Source organism: uncultured Tissierella sp. (assembly GCF_902479755.1).
Classification (GTDB): Bacteria; Bacillota; Clostridia; order Tissierellales; family Tissierellaceae; genus Tissierella; species Tissierella carlieri.
In genome coordinates this window covers 23,767-43,921 of the sequence record NZ_CABSQO010000016.1, presented here as the reverse complement: position 1 = coordinate 43,921, position 20,155 = coordinate 23,767, and the positions used below count along the sequence as shown (strand labels likewise).

The window sequence follows — 20,155 nt, the reverse complement described above, 5'->3', positions numbered from 1 at the left end:
AACCTTTATACTAAAAAAATATGCTTTTCAGCATATTTTTTTAGTATCATCAGAGAAAATTATAACTTTTTCTAAGGATAGTTTCTACTCCAAACCGTCAGATAATAATCCGTTTGGACGATTTGTTTTTCTATATTCCAAAGGTGACATACCCATAATATCTTTAAATGCAGATGCAAATTTACTGGAGTTATTATACCCTACTCTCCCAGCAATAGCAGCGACACTATCATTTCCTTGGCGAAGCATTACAGCAGCAGCCTGCATTCTATAGGAACGCATATAAGCATAAACAGAGGTTCCATAGACTGCCTTAAAACAAAGCTTCATCGCTGTTATAGGTATCTTGAAACGGTTAGATAATTCTTCAAGAGTATTATGCTGTTCCAAGTTCTCCGTCATATATTCCTTGATTTCCTTTATAATGTCTACTTGACTTTTATGAAAATATTGTCTTTCCTCTCTCTGTTCTGCAATATCTACAACACTAAGAAACAATAACAGCTCCAGTACTTTCAATTTAAAATATCCCCGCTTAACTTCATCAGGCACTGTATATAGCTCAAAGAAGATATGCTCTATGGAATTCTTAGCACGCATAATAAAACATCTATCTTTATGGCATAGCTTATCACGCAAAGAATATAAATTAATTGATATATCTTCCAATACACAAGAAATCGATCTTTCTGCCTCATCAAGACAGATTACCACTGATACACCATGATAATGTTCTAGGGGAAAGCATGATTTTGCGGTCCTGTTGCTTAACATATTTACAGCAAGATCACCCTCCTCTAGATATACATAGTCTCCATTTAGGAATTCACATTCAAATCGTCCCAGACGGCAATGATTAATTTCCATGATATCAGCATGTGGCTGTTTATTGTGAAAACAGTTTCCCATATGAAAATCATTATAAATCAATTCAATACCTGGAAACACCTGATAACTGGTCATGACACCTTCACCATCATGATTTTTCATTTTGTATATCATACAGTCATTATCTCGTTTAATCATCTCTACTTCAGGACCATATATACATTTGTCTTTTGATAAAATACTCATATTTTTTCACCACCCTTACATCATTGATTTATATATCAGAAATAATCTCCTATATTTCTCTAGACTGTATTACCCATTGCTAACTTTAACTTTTATACAGTTAGTTTAGGCTAACTTATTTGAATATTAGTTTAGCATTATGAGATAGGGTTGTCAATCAGTGAAACCCTATCCTTGAAAAAATAGCTAGTATATAATAACATAGATATAAAGAACAATTTTCCGGGGTGATATAAAATGAAAATACATGAATCGGCAGAAAATTATTTAGAAATGATTTTAATGCTTAGGGAGCGTATTGGACAGGTGCGTTCTATTGATATAGTAAACGAAATGGGATACACTAAGCCTAGTGTAAGCATTGCTATGAAAAGACTTCGAGAAAATGGATATATCAAAATGGATTCTGATGGATATATTACACTGCTAGATACTGGTCTTGAAATCGCAACAGAGATGTATAATCGACATAAATTCCTTGCACAATTTCTAATGGCTATTGGTGTTAGCGAAGAGATAGCACTTGCAGATGCCTGCAAAATTGAACATGATATAAGTGATGAGAGTTATCAATGCCTGAAAAAACATTTTGATTACTTCAAAGAAATGTAACAACTTATAAAGAGACAGTTTTCTTGATACAAGAAAGCTGTCTCTTTATCTTTTTACCTATTCTATATTTTGTTATGCAATATCTATTATTTCCCAAGAAATTTTATATCTATATTTCTCTTTTCAGTAAATATCCATCTTAGAATTTCTAAAAGATATGGATATAACATTGAAGTTGGATGAAATATTGTACTTATAATGCTAAAATTAAAATCTATTATTTAACTTTTTAGTGTATTTCAACTAGAAGCGGTTATATTTAAAAGATCCTCCCTTTGTATGAATACTAATCAGTTTCCATAGCAATTTTACATTTACTGTAGCTTTTTGTATAGCTTCAGGGTATTCATAGTGAAAGGAGGTTAAGAAGTGTCGATAAAACCACTATGCATAGATGAAAGCATAGATAATATTGTAAATACCTATTCAAATATGGTTTATAGGTTAGCATTTTCACAGACCCGAAATAAAAGCGATGCCGATGATATCTTCCAAGAAGTATTTTTGCGATATATAAAGAATAAACCAAATTTTGAAACAGAAGAACATCGAAAAGCATGGCTTATAAGGGTTACTATTAATTGTGCAAAAAAACTGTGGGCATCGTCTTGGGCAAAGAAAACTCAACCTTTAGATGATGAAATTGCTTTTGAAACTGAAGAGGATAATAATTTACATTATGAACTTAAAAAATTACCTATTAAGTATAGAACCGTTATTCACTTATTTTATTACGAGGATTTAAGTATAGAAGAAATCAGTCATATATTAAAGCAAAAACCATCTACAGTTAGAACTCAATTAACTCGTGGGAGACGTAAGCTAAAAGAAATATTAAAGGAGGACTATGATGTTTAAAGAAAAGTATCATCATATGAATGAACAAATAAAACCGTCATCTCAGCTTATAAATAATGTTATCTATGAAGGAAATAACAATAAAATGAAATATATATTTCACAAACCAATCGCCATAACTGCTTTGTTGATGATTTGTATATTTACAACAATTCCAGTATTATCAGCTACAGTACCAGCCATTTATGAAATTATATATCAAATTTCACCAAGTACTGCCCAATTTTTTAAACCTATCCAAAAATCCTGTGAGGATAATGGAATAAAAATGCAGGTAGAAGCTGCATATATTCATGATAATGTTGCTGAAATTTACATTACCATGCAAGATCTTATAGGAGAACGTATTGATGAAACAACAGATTTATTTGATAGTTATTCTATTAATCGCCCATTTTCCAGTGCAGCTGGCTGTACTCTTGTTGGGTATGATGCTAAAACAAAGACAGCTACGTTTTTAATTACAATTTCGGAATTTGACAACAAAAAAATAACAGGTAAAAAACTTACTTTTTCAGTAAGAGAATTTTTAAGTGGCAAACATCACTATGATAATACTTCTATTGATGTGGATTTATCTCTTTTAGATAATAATATCAATACACAACTTGTGAAAATAACAGGGGGTAGTGGTATCAACTATGAAAAATATATGCCAGATTTTAAAACTATGGATTATGATTACAAGGTAAAAGTCCTTTCTAGTATAAATTCCATTGACTTTCCTGTTGATTACATAGAAATTACAGCTATAGGATATGTAGATGGTATGCTCCATGTCCAAACAGCAACAAAAAATAAGGAAACAACAGATAATCATGGTTTCATTTATCTAAAAGATAAAAACGGAAATAATATTCAATGTGATTACAATATCGGATTTAGAGAAAATATAACCAGTGAAAATAGAATAGATTATGATGAATATATATTTGATATTCCTCAATCTGAAATTGGGCAATATTCTTTATACGGTGATTTTGTTGTAAGTGGACTGTTTACACAAGGTAATTGGGAAGTGACTTTTCCTATTGAAGAAATTAAAAAATAACTAATTATAAAAAAGCTTCTTTTGAAACTCATTTACTGAAAGTTCTTAATGCTAAAATATTAAAGTCGAACTTTCCTATTCGTTATAATAAAGATTACTCCAGATAGTAAAATTAGATTAAAGAAAATATAAAGGTAATTGAGATAAAATTTTGAGGACAAAGCTTTTAGCCAACTACTAATCTAAAAGCCTTGCCCCAATTTTATTTCAACATAATCAAAAACACTATCAAAAATTTAATTGTATGAGAAAGTCATCCTCTTTTATATAAATTCTGCTATTTTATCTAAAGAACTATATACATCATTTTCATTAATTGCTGTAAAAGGTATTTTTATTCCAACTTCTTCTAGATAACTTTTTAATTCTTCCATAAATACACCAGAACCTTTGACTTCCTTTAAAGTTTCAAGGATGCTTTCTAATTCATCATTATTTGAAATTTCTCCTCTGAATTCTCCAGAACAAGTATGATTAACTCCACAACTTGGACTTCCATCTATACCTACCACTCCTAAAATTTCATATCCCGCATCAATATAACTTTTAGTCTGTTGAACTATTGGTCTAAGCATTTCTCTACATTGTTCTCTATAGAATAAAGTATCAAATTGCTCCTTTACATGCCCCCATCTTTTTATTCCATATACAATCATTTCTGGACATGGAAGTTGAATAATACCAATATCTTTCTCTGCAATAAGATTTACAAATTCCTTAAAAATTCCCCCATACTGACTAAGACCTTCAACCTTAGAATTGGAATTAATGATACAATGACAGATTAATATTATCTTTTTATTCCTTTTCAATTGCCATCCTCCTTAACTATTCGATAATTATAGACCAATACAATGATTTTTCTTTAATTTTAAATATACTTCTTGTCCCAAAGCATAAAGTTCTAAATCATTAAAGAGTACATCCACTTTTAAAGAAACAGAATTGATATCAACTGTATATCTTATAATATTACCTTGAGGGAGTATATCGATAATTTTACCCGAAATAGAATATGAATCTTTGCAAGATTCCAACTCAACATGAGATATTTCAATAGTCTCTGGTCTAATTACAATTTTTGAATAAGTTGAGTACTCTTGATTTATTAATTTTGAGAATTGGTCCTTTTCCAATATATTGTAATTTCCAACAAAACTTGCCGCAAAAATACTCCTTGGATTACTATAGATTTCAAAAGGGGTTCCTGATTGTTCTATAATACCATCTCTCATTATATGAATTGTATCTGACATAGTCATTGCTTCATCTTGATCGTGGGTGACAAATATAGAAGTCATATTAAGTTCCCTGTGTATTTCTTTTATTCTAGCTTGTAAAGATTTACGAAGCTTCGCATCTACTGCACTTAATGGCTCATCTAGTAGTAATACCTTAGGCTTAGTGACAATACATCTTGCCAATGCCACTCTCTGCTGTTCACCACCTGAAAGCTGGTAGGGATATCGCTTTTCATAGCCTTGAAGATCAACTATTTTTAAGGTATTTTTCACAAGATCATCAATAGTGTCTTTTTTAACCTTCTTCATCCTAAGACCAAATGAAATATTATTATATACATTCATATTAGGGAAAAGGCTATATTGTTGAAATATCATTCCGATATTTCGATCCTTAGGATTCCAAAAGGTAATATCTTCTCCATCTAGAAATATCTTTCCACTGGTTACCCCTTCTAATCCTGCAAGACATCGAAGAAGTGTACTTTTTCCACAGCCTGAAGAACCGAGTAATGTAACAAATTCTCCCTTATGAATTGAAAGATTGGTATTTTTAAGGACATGATTTTCACCATAATATTTCTCTATATTTTCAAAAACAATATATGTCATGTTTGTCTCCTTAATTTAATTAAATCATCTATAAACAATAAATTAAAGTTAATCTAACTTCTAATATGCTTTTCTTAGAAATTAGATTAACTGTTATAATATATTTTCAAAGAATTCTATTTCTCTAATGACTTTCTTGCATTATTTACATAAGACATATCAATCACATTTTCATATCCAATAGGGTTCTTAATAATTCCTTGTTCTAAGCAAAAACCTTCGATTGCATTATAGCCTTCTTCGGAAAAGAAACCATCATTAGAAAGTGACCCTCTCAATATGCCAACAATTTCAACCAAATCTCTACCTTCAAACATAGGAGAAACTAATTTTGCAAGTTCTTCATCAGTATGCTCTGATTGCCAAGCCATAGCTTTTATAACAGCATTTACAAATTTTTGAACTGTCTCAGGATTTTTTTCTGCGAACTCCTTAGTAACTGTAACCATTTGTGATTCATAATACTTAGAACCATAAAGTGCCTCATGCTGTATAGGATCTGAGGTATCAATTAAAATATTAGCATTTAGATTTTTAAGCTCATTAATATGAATTCCATCAAAAAATGATGCAGCTATACTTCCTTGCTCAAGTGCAGCCAAAGCAGCTCCATACTCCATATTTATCCATTCAACATCATTCTCAGAAAGTCCTGCTTCTTCTAGAGCAGAAAGAACAAATGAATAAGGAGCAGAGCCTGGCATACCAGCAAAAATAGCCTTACCTTTTAATTGTTCAACGCTTGTGATTTCAGAATTTCCAGCAAAAATATATTGCTTATTCTTTACTGTTGAAATAACAATCTTAGACTCTAAACCCTCTTCAAAAGCACGAAGTACTGGCTCAGTAGATAACATACAAAATTGTGAATCTCCTGCATGCATTCCTTGGAAAGCTATTGGACCATCTTTAAAAACAACCCATTCAGTATCTAAACCCTCTTCCTTAAAATAACCTAGCTTTTCAGCTGCATATACAGGAATCCAAGACTCCCCTCTCATTTCAGATATTACAACTTTCGTAAGATCAGAATCATTAGAAACATCTTTTGATGTGCATCCAGTAAATACTCCGGCTGCTAAACAAATTATAAGTACGATAATTATTGATTTTTTCATATTCTGCCTCCTTATTTAATTAGATTCTATGTATTTTTTTCATGATGTAGAGATAATCTTGTAACTGCTCTCCAACGCAGTAAATATGCCTCAATCTTATCAAGAATAAAATTAAGAATAATACCTACTATTAATAAAATAAAAATACATGACATAACACGAGCAATTTTAAAATATGATGACGCATAAGCAATCATCCATCCAAACCCTGCTGAAGCCCCCATAAATTCTCCAATGATTGCGCCAATTAAAGAAGCCCCTACACCATTACGAATACCAGCTATTATCCAAGGCATACTAGATGGCAGCACAACATGGTATAGTGTTTGTATTGTTCCTGCACCCAGTAAATTGGCGGATTCAATAAGCTTAGGTTCTACATTTTGAATACCTGCATAAGTAGAGAAAAAAACATTAAAAAAGACCATTAATGCTGCAAGAAATATCTTTGATGTTAAACCTAGTCCAAACCATAATATATATACTGGTGCTAGTGTAAGTTGGGGTACACCATGAATAGCTGTAATTATCGGTAAAAAAATTTTACCTAATGATTGTACTTGTCCAAATAATAGACCAACAGAAATTCCTATAATAGTACCATAAAACAATCCAGCAAGTGCCTCACGTAAGGTTATAGATGTATGTTTTACTAAATCTCCGCTTAAAAAAAATTGTTTTAGATCTAAAACAATCTCACTTGGATAACTTGTAAAAAAAGCATTATAAAGCTTAAATCTAGCGGTAATTTCCCAGAAAGATATAAATAGAATAACAATCAATATTCTTGTAATAATTATAAGATTATTTTTTCTCTTCTCCATAATCACCATCCTTTCATATTGGTCCAAAATTGTCGAATATTGTCAACAATATAACGCTGTATACATATAATAATCTATCAATATAAGATATTGAAGTGTTATTAAAAAAAATAATAGTAATTTAATTACTATTATTTTTCTTAATAATATATTTAATTTAAAATAACCTTGACATTGTTTTAGCTAAAATCTATACTCCGAACTTCCTCAACAAAAGATATTACCACTTAACTCTGTCCCCTTTTGTAAAATATTGCTATAGGAATGGTTATATTGGTAATATTTTTACCTTCCTGCACATTGTATTCTAACATAAAGCAATAAGTTGTGTTAGTATATACTTTGAAGCAGATTAAAATAGTGTAGTTGGGAGGTATTAATTTTGATTAAAGTAATTTTTGACTGTGATAATACTATGGGATTGCCAAACAAGGATGTAGATGATGGTTTAACCTTCATGTACTTAATAGGTAATAAGGCTATAGATTTGCTTGGAGTTACCACTACTTTCGGAAATAGTAATATAGAAGATGTATTTGCAGCTACTACTAAATTGTTTAAGGACTTAAATATTACAAATATCCCCTTAAAGAAGGGGTCAGCAAAAGGTTCGGATAGAAGGAGTGAAGCAGCTAAATTTCTTGTAGATATAGTAAATAAATATCCTAATGAAGTTACTATATTAGCAACAGGTTCTCTATCTAATCTATATGGTGCCTATCTTCTTGACAATGATTTCTATAAAAAAATTAAGGAAATTGTACTTATGGGAGGACTAACTAAACCTTTGATAATCAATGGTAAAAACTTAAATGAGTTAAATTTCTCTGTTGATAATGAAGCAAGTCACAATGTTCTGCACTCTGGTGCAAAAGTCACTACGATGACAGGTCATATCTGTCTACAGGCAGAATTTAAAAAAGAAGAGTATGAAAGATTGATGAATAATAAAGATATACCTTCTTATGTATATATCAAGGAAAACTCCTACGCTTGGTTTGAGTATTTTAGAGAATTATTTAATACTGAAGGCTTCTTTAATTGGGATATAGTTTCTGCTATATATATAACAAATCCTGAACTATTTGATGATAATTTTGGATCTATAGTTTCAGATGTAGAAGACTTGAAAACTGGATTTTTAAGAATAGATGAAAGTAATGAAAAAGGAAGTAAAATAAATATCCCTACTATGATAAAGAATATGAAGTTGTTTAATGAATTGTTTTTTGAAGCTTGGAGTAATGTGGCTGTAGAAAATAATTGATGTAATGAACTATTAAGTGCCACACAACTGGTGCCGATAAAAATTCAAACTCCCAAATAAGCTTATCTGGGAGTTTTTCTAATATATTTATTTTACTAATTCAAATGAATATTCTTTTACACCTTCAATAGAATTTACTACGTTTTCATAGCCAAGATCTTCTAATTGCTTTGCTACTTCAGCACTCTTAGTACCAGTATTGCAGTATAAAGCAATAGTCTTGTCTTTTGGTAATTTATCAAGATTTGCCTCTATAGCATTAAATGGAACATTGATAGCTCCTGCAATCATTCCTTCTTCTGCAACTTGTTTCTCTTCTCTAACATCTACTAATACGATATCTTTATTTTCATCAATAAGTTTTTGGAAAGCAGCTCCTCTTATGTCTTCGTAGTGAACTAAATCATATTCAAACTCTTTAACTCCTGCGGCATTAGTTACATCTTTAAATCCATTATTAACTAAAATCTCTGCAACTTGTCCACTTTTCTTTCCTGAATTACAGTAAGTAATAATTGGGAATTCCTTTAAATCTTCAAGCTCACTAATTCTATCTTCAAAACCTTCCACATTGATATTAATAGCATGTGGAATATGACCTTCTTTGTACTCTTCTGGAGAACGTACATCCATAATTAAAACTTTATCTTTTTCTTTTCCTGAATTTTGTTTTACAAGTTTCTCACCTGTCATTGTTTTTATTGTAGCTACATCTGAATTACCATCTGCTTGTTTTCCTTCATTTTTTGTACATGCAACTGTTAATGTCAGCGTTAACATCATTACCATTAATAAAGTAATAAATTTAAATCTTCTATTATTCATTTCTTCCTCCTTATTATATATACATTTTATATATACATTGATTTTCCTCGTTGATTATAACATTATGAATTCTTATTTTCAATTTATATAGCAAATATCTATTCATTAAATAATTGCATAGATTTATTTAATAATCTCATATTTATCGTTATAATATATCAATTACTAAAAATTGTTTTTAGTATGTTTTTAAGAGTAAAATCTATACTCCAAACTTCCTTAATAACCCCTCCATAAAATCTATATCTAAGTACTCCTTTATCTTCTCAAATGTATCCATATTCTTTATTTCTTTCTTGGGATCATGGTATTCTACATAGGCATGAGCACACCAACCTAAAGCTCTTAAATATAAATAGGGAGTATAGAGATTAACTCTATCTCTTATATTTTTATCCCTTCCATTTAATCCATTAATATAGTTCTTAAAGAATTCTTCTTTTTCATCAGAGCTCAATATATAGCTTGTCTTCCACAATGTAGTAGTAGGTGCGAGAAATTGAGTTAAATCCTGAGCAGGATCACTAATCACTGGTTTTTCCCAATCAATCAAATAAGATTTCTCTCCTATGATAAAATTATGAGAATTGACTTCCGTATTATTTATTACATACCAAGGATTATCTATAAAGTATTTCTCTTTGTCTTTATTAACATTTGCCCAATCTAAGAATTTATCAAAAAAGGATTTAACTCTTTTATCCACTATAGGACTTTCCCAGATATTAGAAAGAAGTTTTTCCCCTTCATCTATCCTATCACTAAATATATTTTTTTCTGTTATAAAATGATTATCCTTAACTATTTCTAAGGAATGGATTTTCGCAAATATCCTTGCTGCCTTCATTAAATCCTTTCCATAATCAAGAGGTGCTCCTTCTAAGAATTCCATAATGAGTATCCCATAATCAAAATACATTAAAGAACCATCTACAAAGAATACCTTAGGAGTTACTGAGGATTTCTCTAAATATTTTAGAGAATTGAACTCATATCCTATTTGATTTTCTAATTGCAGCTGGCTTCCAGTATTTACTCTAAATACATATTTATTAGGAAAAGAGCTTAAGGTAAAGTTAATGTTATATTCACCCTGAGCTAAGAATTCAATTTCAAAATCTTCCTTTAAATCAAGTTCCCTTAAGGTAGTTTTTCTATTAATATTAATATATCCTTTTATTTGTTCTATCAATTTGTCCTTGACCAGTGTTCTCCCTCCATTCTTTTATAAATTTCACTGTTTTTAAAGCTATCTTGTCCCTATGACCTTCATATTTATCCATAAATGCAAATAAATCTTCCTTAGTGTCAATATCCATATATTTAGCAGCAAGACCTACCGTTAATCTTTGATTATTTGCCATATCTATGGTGGATTCCAGTACTGACTTTCCACCCCATTTTTTAGATATATGAAATATCCCCTCATTTGGTTTTTTCATCCCTATTAGGTAATATCCTCCATCATAGGATGGTCCCAGTACTATATCTTTTTCCTCTAATATTTTAAAGGAATGGAGTATATCTTCATTTTTAATATGTGGTATATCTGAACCTATTAATATTACCTTTTCATAGTCTAAAGATAATATATCATTTATTGCATTATACATTTTATTGCCTAAATCTTCTCCTATTTGGGGTAAAGTCTTAACAAACTCAGGTATTATATTTTCTATAGTATCTAATGAATTTTCAGGAGTATAGGTAAGATATATATCTATTTCTTTCAGCTTCTTGAAAGTATTGAATAAATCCTTCAAAAAAGCCATATGAAGCTCCGCACATTCATCTCCAGACATAATATCCATCAATCTTGTTTTCGTTTGTCCTGCCATTGGTATTCTTGTCATAAGTATTAGTGCATTCATTATCTCACCTGCCTGTATATTTTAGCCAATTTATCTGCTGGAGTGCCTAGCATATATAATATTTTTATTTTATGCATCAATAGGAGAGTTTTAAGTTGTCCTCCTTCTTTAAATCTTCTAGCAGAAGTTCCTATTTTTTTATCTAATACCTTCATCTTACCAAGTTTATGAATTCTGCGGGAAAATTCCCAATCCTCCATTAGTTCCATTTCCTTATATCCCATTAATTCTTCAAATATATCTTTTCTCATAAATATACCTTGATCCCCAAATATCAGTTTCAAATATTTAGCTCTTCTATTTGAAGAGTTTGATACATATCTCATAAAAGGAGTATCTAAGTCATAAAAATATAGCTTGAAGCATCCTCCAATATAACCATCTTCTATTATCTGTTCCATTTCTAATATACTATTTTTCTCTAATTTCGAATCGGAATGAACAAACCACAATATATTACCCTTTGCAATTTTTGCACCTGCGTTCATCTGTCTTGCTCTACCCCTGGTGCTGTTGATAACTATAGCATATTTTTTTGCAATATCCACAGTTTTATCACAACTACCCCCATCCACTACTATTATTTCTTTATTTCCCTCTATTTTAATTAAATTCTCCAAGTTTTCCTTTATAGTTTTTTCTTCATTCAACGCAGGTACTATTATGGACACCATAGTTTCACTTCTCCTTAAATATCTTTATACCTTCAATATCTATATCTATTGACACCTTATCTCCTACTTTATATATTTTAGAGTTTTGAGATATTATCTTTAGTTCCTTTCCTTTTATTAATACAGTATAATAAACTTTCTCCCCAGCATATTTACTAGATGCTACTATTCCTGTTAAGTCAGTGGTTTCTTCGGGATATATTTTTATATTCTCTGGTTTAATCATGGCCTTTGCTTTTTTTATATCCTCCATTTCTACAGGGAGGCTGCAAATATCGGATATAAACATATTATTTTCCACTAAACCATCTATATAGTTTTTTTCACCAAAGAAATCTGCTACTTCTATTGAAATAGGTCTTTCATATAGTTCTTCTGGAGTTCCAAATTGTTTAATTTCTCCATTGAGCATAATAGCTATTTTATCAGAGGACATCAAAGCTTCTTCCTTATCATGGGTAACCAAAATCGTTGTGATATTTAGCTTCCTTTGTATTTCTAGAGTAAATTCTCTCATATCTTTCCTTAATTTTGTATCTAAGTTAGAAAAAGGTTCATCAAGTAAGAGTACTTTTGGCTCTATGGCTAAAGCCCTGGCTAATGCTACTCTCTGTTGTTGCCCTCCCGAAAGCTTATTCGGATATTTTTTATTATATCCCTTTAGTTGGACTAATTCCAGCATCCTCTCTACTCGAAGGCTTATCTCTTTCTTTGGTATCCTCGCCATTTTAAGACCAAAACCAATATTTTCTTCTATATTCAAATGAGGAAATAATAAATAATCCTGAAAAACTATTACAGTACCCCTCTTTTCCACAGAAACATTTGTTATATCCTTATCTCCTAAAAATATTTCCCCATTATCAGCTTTAATCAGCCCTGCTATTATCTTTAAGGTAGTAGTTTTGCCACAACCAGAAGGTCCCAATAAGGAGACTACATTTCCCTCTGGCGCTTCGAAATTAATATTATTCAAGACCTTAATTTTATTAAAGGATTTCTCTATATTTTTCAAGGTAATTTTAGACATAATTATACTCCTTCAACTTATCCTTATAGAACTTATTTGTAATCCTTTCTACGATAATTAAAAATATCAAAGTAATAAATATAAAGACTACGCTATAAACAGATGCCATCATTCTATCACCACTCTGAATATAGGGAAACATTAGCATTGAGAAGGTTATTATTCTTCCTCCTCCTATTAGAAATGTAAGGAAATATTGACTAAAGGATACTATAAAAGCCATACTTCCAGCAGAGATTATTCCAGGAAGTATCATAGGAAATGTTACATAATAAAAGGTCTGAAATCCATTAGCCCCTAAAACCCTAGCTTGCTCTTCCATTTCTTCACCTATTATTTCAAAAACACTTTTAAGGATTCTAATACTATATGGGATACAAGGTATAAGTTGTATCAATACTACTCCTAAAAAGGTATCAGCAAGTCCCATTTTAATAAACTGAAGATGTATACCCATGGCTACTGTAACAGTAGGCACTATAACTGGTGCAAATATTAGCATTTCTATTAATTTTTTCCCCTTGAATTTGTAAAGAGCCAGTGCCTTAGCTGCTGGTATAGTTATACCTAGAGTAATCATTGTCACTGAAAAGGATAAAAACATACTAAATAATAGAGTAGATAAGCTCTTTGACGATGGATTTAAAAAATAAGACCATCCTCTTAACCCCCAATTTTCTGGCAATAAATGAGGCCACGGCCAATTCTTTGCAAAGCTCCATAGAAATATAATTGCTAAGGGTAATAATAAAAAGCTTAAAAATATTCCTATTATTATTTTATATCTTAATTTAGTTTTATCTTTCATATTATCACCTGCCGTATTTATAGGCTTTTTCAAAGGCCTTATAATAAAGCCATGTAAGAATCAAAGCTATTGAAGTAATTAATATATTATATACCATGGCATATGGTCTATTTGCAAGTACTGGGTTGTTATATTCTATAAATGCCTGTACCGACAAAGCCTTAGGCTGTGTTGGTCCCAATAATAAAGGTACTTCATATGCTCCAAAGGAAAATGCAAAGATAATAATAAAGGAGGAAAAGACAGAAGATATAATAAGAGGGAGAAGTATATAAAAAAATATCTGCCTCTTATTAGCTCCTAGATTACCTGCTACATCTGATAGTTTACTGCTGACCTTACTAAGTATGGTATAGGTTGTAAGAGCAACAAAGGGTATTTCCTTCCATAGATATGCTATTATTACACCAATTCCGTTTCTCTCGTAGAGAATAGACGGAAACTGGCTTTGATCAGTAATCAAGCCAGCTTCATATAAAATTCTCGGAAGAATTCCTGATTGAGATAAAATATTATATACTAATAAAACAGAAACTATATGGGGTACTATAATAGGTATTCTATATAGAGATTCTACCATCTCTTTTTTTCCTTTTACTTGAAGAATTGCATAAGATAAAAGTACTCCACAAACTACTGCCATAATAGATGAGGTAAAAGAAGTATAAAGGCTGAATCTAAGGGATGATATAAATCCCTTACTAGTTAATACCTCTTTATAGTATTTTAATGTAAATTCTGTTAAACCTACTGCCTTAAAATATCCTAAGCTTTGTATAAGCCCCATTATTATTCCTGAAACAAAAATGGTAATCAAAACAAATAGTATTGGAAATAGCAATAGATAGGGTTTTAATTTCTCCCTCAAATTACTCACCTTCACCTGGTATCATTTCCATCCATATTTTTTCAATTATTGGAACTAGATCTGCCGGCATCTCCGGAATTCTATGTTCTAGCAATACATCCTGAGGTAAAGTTGCCATACCTAAAGGAATAGATGCAAATCTATCTTTTTCCCCTTGACTTAATTTATCGTTATCTAATACTGGTAAATCTCCCCATGTCTCCGGCTCATATTTCGTGGCTTGAGATTCTACATTTAATATATAGTTAATAAGAGCCATAGCTCCTGCCTTATTCGGAGCATTAAATGGTATAGCTAGAAAATGGGTATTACCTATGGTTCCTTTGTCAAATATAAAGGTTCTAGTAGATTCTTTATATTCTCCCGTTGCAATTTTTCCTGATGCTGAGTTTGGATTGTAAGTCATAGTCATCCACACTTCTCCATCTGCATACATATTATCAAGAAGAGGTGCATCCCCTGGATAAGTCTTTCCTTCCTTCCATAGATAAGGCTTTAGTTCCTTTAAATATTCAATAGCCGGTTCTATAGCCTTCCTTACAGTTTCTTCATCAGCATCCATGTCCATAAATTGTTCATACCCTACTATATCACATATTATATTTCTAACAAAAGCAGATCCTGTAAAATCTGGTAATGCTGGGTAAGTAAACTTACCTGGATTTTTCTTTGCCCACTCTAATAGCTCCTTGTGGTCAACAGGAGTCTTGTCTACTTTTTCACTATCATATACCATTACCATCTGAGCTTTTCCATAGGGCGCTTCATAACCTTCAACAGGATAACCAAAATCATATTTTACATCTGGTGAATCCTTATCTACGTATTTATTGAAATTCGGTAATTTATCAGTAAAAGGTCCAAATAATAAATTGTTTTCCTTAGCAGTAAAGAAATTTTCTCCATTAATCCATACTACATCTATATTTCCTTTTTCTACATTAAGCTGCTTCTCATTTAGAAGACTGTTTAATATTTCATCTATATTCATTCCAACTCTTTTTACGGTAATATCATAGTCTTTTTTTACATTCTCTGATAAATAACCATCTATCCATGAGTTAGTTTGCTGACTGCCACCCCATCCATAGAAGGTAACAGTCGTCCCTTTTGCAGCTTCTAATAATTCTTCAAAATCTTGATCTAATATATTCCCATTATTCACTGTCTTCGTACTGCATCCAGCTAAATTAAATATTAATACTACTGATAATATAAGTAACCATAACTTTTTATTCATTGATCTTGTCTCCTTTTCCTTGAAATACTTTTTTCATTATAAAAGAAATTAAAAACAACCCTATTAATAAGCCTATAGAAATATAAAAATCCTTTGAGCCAAATACTGTTGTCTTATCTCCAAGGTTTGTATATACTATGATGCCCGGCATTGAACCTATGGTTGTGGCCAATGCAAAATCCCTAAACCTTACATCTGACAATCCTGCACTATAGCTTACTATTTTAAAGGGGAATAAGGGGATTAATCTTAACATTAAAATCAAGAAAAATCCACTATTCTTTTTATCAAATAAAACTAATTCCTTTTTTATAAACTTCTTCACCACTTGTTGCCCCAGCTTTCTAGAAATATAGAATGCTATGGCGGCTCCAATTAATGAGCCTATTGTAGTAAGTACTGTCCCCCAAAAAAGACCAAATATCATACCACCTGCTATTACCAAAACAGAATCTGGAAATAGCAGCAAAGGCAGGGAAGATAGTAATGCTACATAAATAACCGGTGCCATAATACCTTTTCCTTGAATAAACTCTTTAATCTCATTTGGTCCATAGCCTTTAAGAATATTAAATTTATTGAGCAATAAAGCTAAAGCTATTATTAAAATAATTATTGCTATTGCTTTTAATACTGAGCTTCTATCCTTCATATTTTCACTTCCCTATATTCTTTCCTTTGTACCTATTAGTCCATTTTGTTATTACCCCTTGATTTTTCTGCTCCATATTTTGAAAGCCTTCAGTGAATAATAAATCAAGTATATGGTAAGATTTCTTACCACCTCTTCTCATAGACTCTACACATTCCTGACAATAGGTGATAATATATTCTGTTTTTGCTTCTTGGGCTCTTCTTATGGTATGAGCCTCAGATACATGATTTTGAGTAACTGACACCATACCACCTGAACCACAGCAAAGTGTTTTTCCCTTGTTATACTCCATTTCATCTATTTTAAAGCCCAGTTCATCCACTATTTGTCTTATGGAGCTGTGAATTATATCTATATCTCTGGTAGGGCATGGGTCATGAATCGTAAACTCTACATTTATAGATTTCCCAATACCTATTTTCTCTTCCGGTATTCCCACATTAGCTAGTACTTCCCACAAAGATATTACTTCTATATCCTTACTATTATTTCCTATGGTCATAAAGCAGTTTTGACATCCTGTTATTATTCTTTTAATATTCTTATCTCTAAATTCTTTTTCAAGAATAGAATAATACTCCTTAAATTTCTCATCTTTTCCCATAAATGCTGTAGGTTTTCCACAGCATTTAGTATATATTCCTATGCCCCCTATTTTAGTTCTTAGATATCTATATGTATCCTCTACTATCTTCGGACTATAAGAAAGAAGCCCACATCCTGGAAAAAATATGGTATCTGATTGTAGGTTTTGAATATTAGATGTAAATAGATTAGAGAAACTAAGTTTTTGATGTAAGTCTACTCCATTTGTGTTAAGATTCCTAGCTAGTTTACCATTGCTTTGATTAACTACATCTCTCCTAAGTTCTAAGAATAAATTCTTTAAATCTACTCCCTTAGGGCATACCTTTGTACAATATCCACATAGCATACATGAGTAGGGTAAGATATAGTCAAATTCTCCATTACATTTAAGTTCCTTTAGTAATTCCTTCGGAGAATCACAGAATTTATCTAGCATAGGGCAACCATTCATACATAGCTTACATCCTATACATTTTTCTTCCTCTTCGTTTATTATTTTTATAATTTTATCTGATATTTTCATTTATTACATCCTTTTTATTAAAGCAATGAAAGGATTGCTCCTCTCGAAGCAACCCTAACACACTCTCTAATTAATAGTTTTTTTGTTCTTCTCATTCCATATCTTTTTTATTAAAAATCCTAATGCACTAACTGCAAATAATATGAGAAGTCCCGTGACAAAGGTCTTTGCTCCACCCGTTAGCTTTTCACCTGCATAGGAGTATACTATCGTTGCTGGTAGTTGTCCAAGTCCTGTAGCCCAAAAGAAAGACCAGAAACTCATGGAAGTCAACCCCGCAGCATAGCTAACTATATCAAAAGATATAAATGGTAAGAGTCTAGCTATTAATATTGCATAATTACCATATCTATCAAAAAAACCATCTATTTCTTCCAAAGCAAATTTAGATGTTAACCTTTCGGCAGTATTTCTTCCATATATTCTTGAAATATAGAAACATAGGGCTGCTCCTGCCATAGCAGATGTCCAAGAAAGAATTGCTCCCTTCACCCATCCAAATAATCCTGCGTTGGCAAAGGTAATTAAAAAGGCTGGTAATGGTGCAGCTACTGACTGGAATACCATAAGCAAGAATGATATTATAGGTGCCCATATACCGAAGGACAATATATACCCTTTTACTGCATCTACATCTAGCATACTAAATATAAATATAATTTGTTTTATAGCATTTCTAACTGGACTAACAAAGAAGTATATCAAAATTAATCCCAATACAACACCTAATTTAATCCATGTGGATTTTTTTATATTTTTCAAAGTATCAACAACCTTCCTGCAAATATATCTCTATTCTCCTAGAAATAGATTAGAGTCTATATATTTATCTGTATTATTTTTCTACTTCTAAATCAGCATTTCCAGACCAACTATAGAAGCTAGCATCATAGTTCCTTACGTTATCATATCCCATCATAGTTAATACTATTTGCATATGAGCAGAGCGAATACCTGCTGTACAATATGTTACTATTTCATCATCTTTGTTAATTCCATTAGAATCAAGTATATCTTTTATTTCTTTTGCTGTTTTTAAAGTACCATTTTTGTTCAAGAATTGGCTAAAAGTTATATTAATAGCTCCCGGCAAATGACCTCCTCTTGGTTCACCAAAATTTGTAGCTCCGTTATATTCATCTTTTCCCCTCACATCAATTATTACAAGATTATCCAAGTTGTCTGCCAATTCTTCAGTATCTATATTTGTCTTATTATCTAAGAATTCTATCACAACAGTTGCAGGAGTCGGTACTACATCATCTTTAGATACTTCATAGTCTTTTGACGTCCAGTATTCAAATCCGCCATCTAATATCTTTGTATTCTCAAATCCTGCTCTTCTCAGCATCCATACTATTCTTCCATCTTCTCCCCATCCATCTGGAGAAGTTGTATATACAACGATTTCTTTATCTTTCGTTATTCCGTATGCTGACAGTTTTTCAGATAAAGCTTTCGCTTCAAGAACCGTACCCCAATTAGGCTCTTTACCAGGTGCACCTTCCATATTTGAAAACTCTTGCCACATAATAGCTATAGCTCCTGGTATATGACCTTTTTTATGAGCATCTGCTCCTCTAGCATCTAATATTAGTAGATTTTCTTTTGCCATATTTTCCTTTAGCCAGTCAGCACTTACCATATAGCTGGTATCTACAAACTCTATAGTATCCTCTTCTAATTCATTTACTGATTCCTTTCCTTCTCCAACTGGAGGTTGCTGATGATTTCCTTCATCTACTACATCTTTTTTATTTGAACATCCACCAACTATTAATCCTAAGGCTAGAATAACTATTAGTATAAATTTAAATCTTTTCACCTAACCCACTCCTTTATATGACATTACTTTCACTTCTTAACACCGATTAAATTTTAACATATGAAATAATTTAAATAAAATCAAGATTATCTATAGTTTTTGTTTATATATAGATATTTTTTATATGTTCTGCAACTATTAAGTAGCTTATTTAAATAATTTTTCTAACACATTGACATTTATCTATATATAGTAATATAATTAACATATAGATATTCATCTATGTGTTATTGAATTCTATAAAATATTCTACTATAGAGAAGGGAAGTGAAGACATGAATATATCTTATACAGATTATGCGTTGCTTTTAAAGGCATTAGGAGATGAAACAAGGATTAAAATCTTTCATATGCTTTCCAGCGGAGAGCTTTGTGCATGTAAATTATTGGAAGAATTCCATATTACACAACCTACACTTTCTTATCATATGAAAACATTATGCGATTCTGGGCTTGTTAATGGAAGAAAGGATGGCATATGGATGAAATACTCCATCAATAAGGATTCCTTAGAACTATTAAAAGACTTGTTTAATGATATAGATAATCATTATGAAGAGATCTAATCAATTGTCTAATAATATTTAAAGA

General features: G+C 31.2%; 22 protein-coding genes. 5 read left to right on the top strand and 17 right to left on the bottom strand.

Annotated features, from left to right (window positions below):
* Window positions 1–84 precede the first annotated feature (84 nt).
* The gene (locus RDK80_RS10045) at window positions 85–1,074 is read right to left on the bottom strand and encodes an AraC family transcriptional regulator (protein WP_308524196.1); all 990 of its coding nucleotides are present in this window, start codon (window positions 1,072–1,074) and stop codon (window positions 85–87) included.
* 237 nt (window positions 1,075–1,311) lie between these two features.
* On the opposite strand from RDK80_RS10045, the gene RDK80_RS10040 reads away from it, so the two are divergent.
* The 3 genes from RDK80_RS10040 to RDK80_RS10030 all read left to right on the top strand — a co-directional run bounded on the left by RDK80_RS10040 (window position 1,312) and on the right by RDK80_RS10030 (window position 3,595).
* Entirely contained in the window at window positions 1,312–1,686 is a 375-nt protein-coding gene (locus RDK80_RS10040) for a metal-dependent transcriptional regulator (protein WP_308524195.1), read from the top strand.
* 369 nt (window positions 1,687–2,055) lie between these two features.
* The gene (locus RDK80_RS10035; protein WP_308524194.1) at window positions 2,056–2,544 is read left to right on the top strand and encodes a sigma-70 family RNA polymerase sigma factor; all 489 of its coding nucleotides are present in this window, start codon (window positions 2,056–2,058) and stop codon (window positions 2,542–2,544) included.
* The gene (locus RDK80_RS10030; RefSeq protein WP_308524193.1) at window positions 2,537–3,595 is read left to right on the top strand and encodes a DUF4179 domain-containing protein; all 1,059 of its coding nucleotides are present in this window, start codon (window positions 2,537–2,539) and stop codon (window positions 3,593–3,595) included. Before RDK80_RS10035 ends, RDK80_RS10030 begins: the two co-directional genes overlap by 8 nt.
* Before the next feature lie 263 nt (window positions 3,596–3,858).
* Here the strand turns inward: RDK80_RS10030 and RDK80_RS10025 are convergent, their stop codons facing one another.
* The 4 genes from RDK80_RS10025 to RDK80_RS10010 all read right to left on the bottom strand — a co-directional run bounded on the left by RDK80_RS10025 (window position 3,859) and on the right by RDK80_RS10010 (window position 7,390).
* A complete protein-coding gene (locus RDK80_RS10025) occupies window positions 3,859–4,407 on the bottom strand; it encodes a CD3072 family TudS-related putative desulfidase (protein WP_216555204.1) in 549 nt (182 codons plus the stop codon).
* A gap of 27 nt (window positions 4,408–4,434) precedes the next feature.
* Entirely contained in the window at window positions 4,435–5,448 is a 1,014-nt protein-coding gene (locus tag RDK80_RS10020; protein ID WP_308524192.1) for an ABC transporter ATP-binding protein, read from the bottom strand.
* A gap of 116 nt (window positions 5,449–5,564) precedes the next feature.
* The gene (locus RDK80_RS10015) at window positions 5,565–6,566 is read right to left on the bottom strand and encodes an ABC transporter substrate-binding protein (RefSeq protein WP_308524191.1); all 1,002 of its coding nucleotides are present in this window, start codon (window positions 6,564–6,566) and stop codon (window positions 5,565–5,567) included.
* Between the two features lie 26 nt (window positions 6,567–6,592).
* Window positions 6,593–7,390, bottom strand: a complete 798-nt coding sequence (locus tag RDK80_RS10010; protein ID WP_308524190.1) for an ABC transporter permease — start codon at window positions 7,388–7,390, stop codon at window positions 6,593–6,595.
* 382 nt (window positions 7,391–7,772) lie between these two features.
* Here RDK80_RS10010 and RDK80_RS10005 point away from each other — a divergent pair, with 382 nt between their 5' ends.
* Window positions 7,773–8,657: a nucleoside hydrolase gene (locus tag RDK80_RS10005; RefSeq protein WP_308524189.1), complete on the top strand. Its 885-nt coding sequence runs from the start codon at window positions 7,773–7,775 to the stop codon at window positions 8,655–8,657.
* 87 nt (window positions 8,658–8,744) lie between these two features.
* On the opposite strand, the gene RDK80_RS10000 is transcribed toward RDK80_RS10005, so the two are convergent.
* From RDK80_RS10000 to RDK80_RS09945, 12 genes are all read right to left on the bottom strand, one after another.
* Entirely contained in the window at window positions 8,745–9,482 is a 738-nt protein-coding gene (locus RDK80_RS10000) for a rhodanese-like domain-containing protein (protein WP_308524188.1), read from the bottom strand.
* A gap of 202 nt (window positions 9,483–9,684) precedes the next feature.
* The gene (locus RDK80_RS09995) at window positions 9,685–10,674 is read right to left on the bottom strand and encodes a phosphotransferase (protein WP_308524187.1); all 990 of its coding nucleotides are present in this window, start codon (window positions 10,672–10,674) and stop codon (window positions 9,685–9,687) included.
* Window positions 10,646–11,353, bottom strand: a complete 708-nt coding sequence (locus RDK80_RS09990) for a TIGR04282 family arsenosugar biosynthesis glycosyltransferase (protein ID WP_308524186.1) — start codon at window positions 11,351–11,353, stop codon at window positions 10,646–10,648. Before RDK80_RS09990 ends, RDK80_RS09995 begins: the two co-directional genes overlap by 29 nt.
* A complete protein-coding gene (locus RDK80_RS09985) occupies window positions 11,353–12,027 on the bottom strand; it encodes a TIGR04283 family arsenosugar biosynthesis glycosyltransferase (RefSeq protein WP_094898764.1) in 675 nt (224 codons plus the stop codon). The genes RDK80_RS09990 and RDK80_RS09985 overlap by 1 nt, the downstream gene beginning before the upstream one ends.
* Before the next feature lie 4 nt (window positions 12,028–12,031).
* Window positions 12,032–13,057, bottom strand: coding sequence for an ABC transporter ATP-binding protein (locus tag RDK80_RS09980; RefSeq protein WP_308524185.1), 1,026 nt, complete (start codon window positions 13,055–13,057; stop codon window positions 12,032–12,034).
* Window positions 13,050–13,865 (bottom strand): ABC transporter permease subunit, encoded by an 816-nt coding sequence (locus RDK80_RS09975; protein WP_308524184.1) that lies wholly within the window; start codon window positions 13,863–13,865, stop codon window positions 13,050–13,052. Before RDK80_RS09975 ends, RDK80_RS09980 begins: the two co-directional genes overlap by 8 nt.
* A gap of 4 nt (window positions 13,866–13,869) precedes the next feature.
* The gene (locus RDK80_RS09970; protein ID WP_308524183.1) at window positions 13,870–14,733 is read right to left on the bottom strand and encodes an ABC transporter permease subunit; all 864 of its coding nucleotides are present in this window, start codon (window positions 14,731–14,733) and stop codon (window positions 13,870–13,872) included.
* 1 nt (window position 14,734) lies between these two features.
* Complete coding sequence (locus RDK80_RS09965; RefSeq protein ID WP_308524182.1) at window positions 14,735–15,973, bottom strand: ABC transporter substrate-binding protein; 1,239 nt, start codon at window positions 15,971–15,973, stop codon at window positions 14,735–14,737.
* Window positions 15,966–16,625 carry a TVP38/TMEM64 family protein gene (locus RDK80_RS09960; protein WP_094898759.1) on the bottom strand — a complete coding sequence of 220 codons (660 nt, stop codon included), beginning with the start codon at window positions 16,623–16,625 and terminating at the stop codon, window positions 15,966–15,968. The genes RDK80_RS09965 and RDK80_RS09960 overlap by 8 nt, the downstream gene beginning before the upstream one ends.
* Before the next feature lie 4 nt (window positions 16,626–16,629).
* Window positions 16,630–17,739 carry a (Fe-S)-binding protein gene (locus RDK80_RS09955; protein ID WP_094898758.1) on the bottom strand — a complete coding sequence of 370 codons (1,110 nt, stop codon included), beginning with the start codon at window positions 17,737–17,739 and terminating at the stop codon, window positions 16,630–16,632.
* 66 nt (window positions 17,740–17,805) lie between these two features.
* Window positions 17,806–18,501: a TVP38/TMEM64 family protein gene (locus RDK80_RS09950; RefSeq protein ID WP_201259606.1), complete on the bottom strand. Its 696-nt coding sequence runs from the start codon at window positions 18,499–18,501 to the stop codon at window positions 17,806–17,808.
* 73 nt (window positions 18,502–18,574) lie between these two features.
* Window positions 18,575–19,564 carry a sulfurtransferase gene (locus tag RDK80_RS09945; protein WP_094898757.1) on the bottom strand — a complete coding sequence of 330 codons (990 nt, stop codon included), beginning with the start codon at window positions 19,562–19,564 and terminating at the stop codon, window positions 18,575–18,577.
* A gap of 275 nt (window positions 19,565–19,839) precedes the next feature.
* Between RDK80_RS09945 and RDK80_RS09940 the strand changes: the two genes are divergently transcribed.
* Window positions 19,840–20,130, top strand: coding sequence for a helix-turn-helix transcriptional regulator (locus tag RDK80_RS09940; protein ID WP_094898756.1), 291 nt, complete (start codon window positions 19,840–19,842; stop codon window positions 20,128–20,130).
* The last annotated feature ends 25 nt before the right edge of the window (window positions 20,131–20,155 follow it).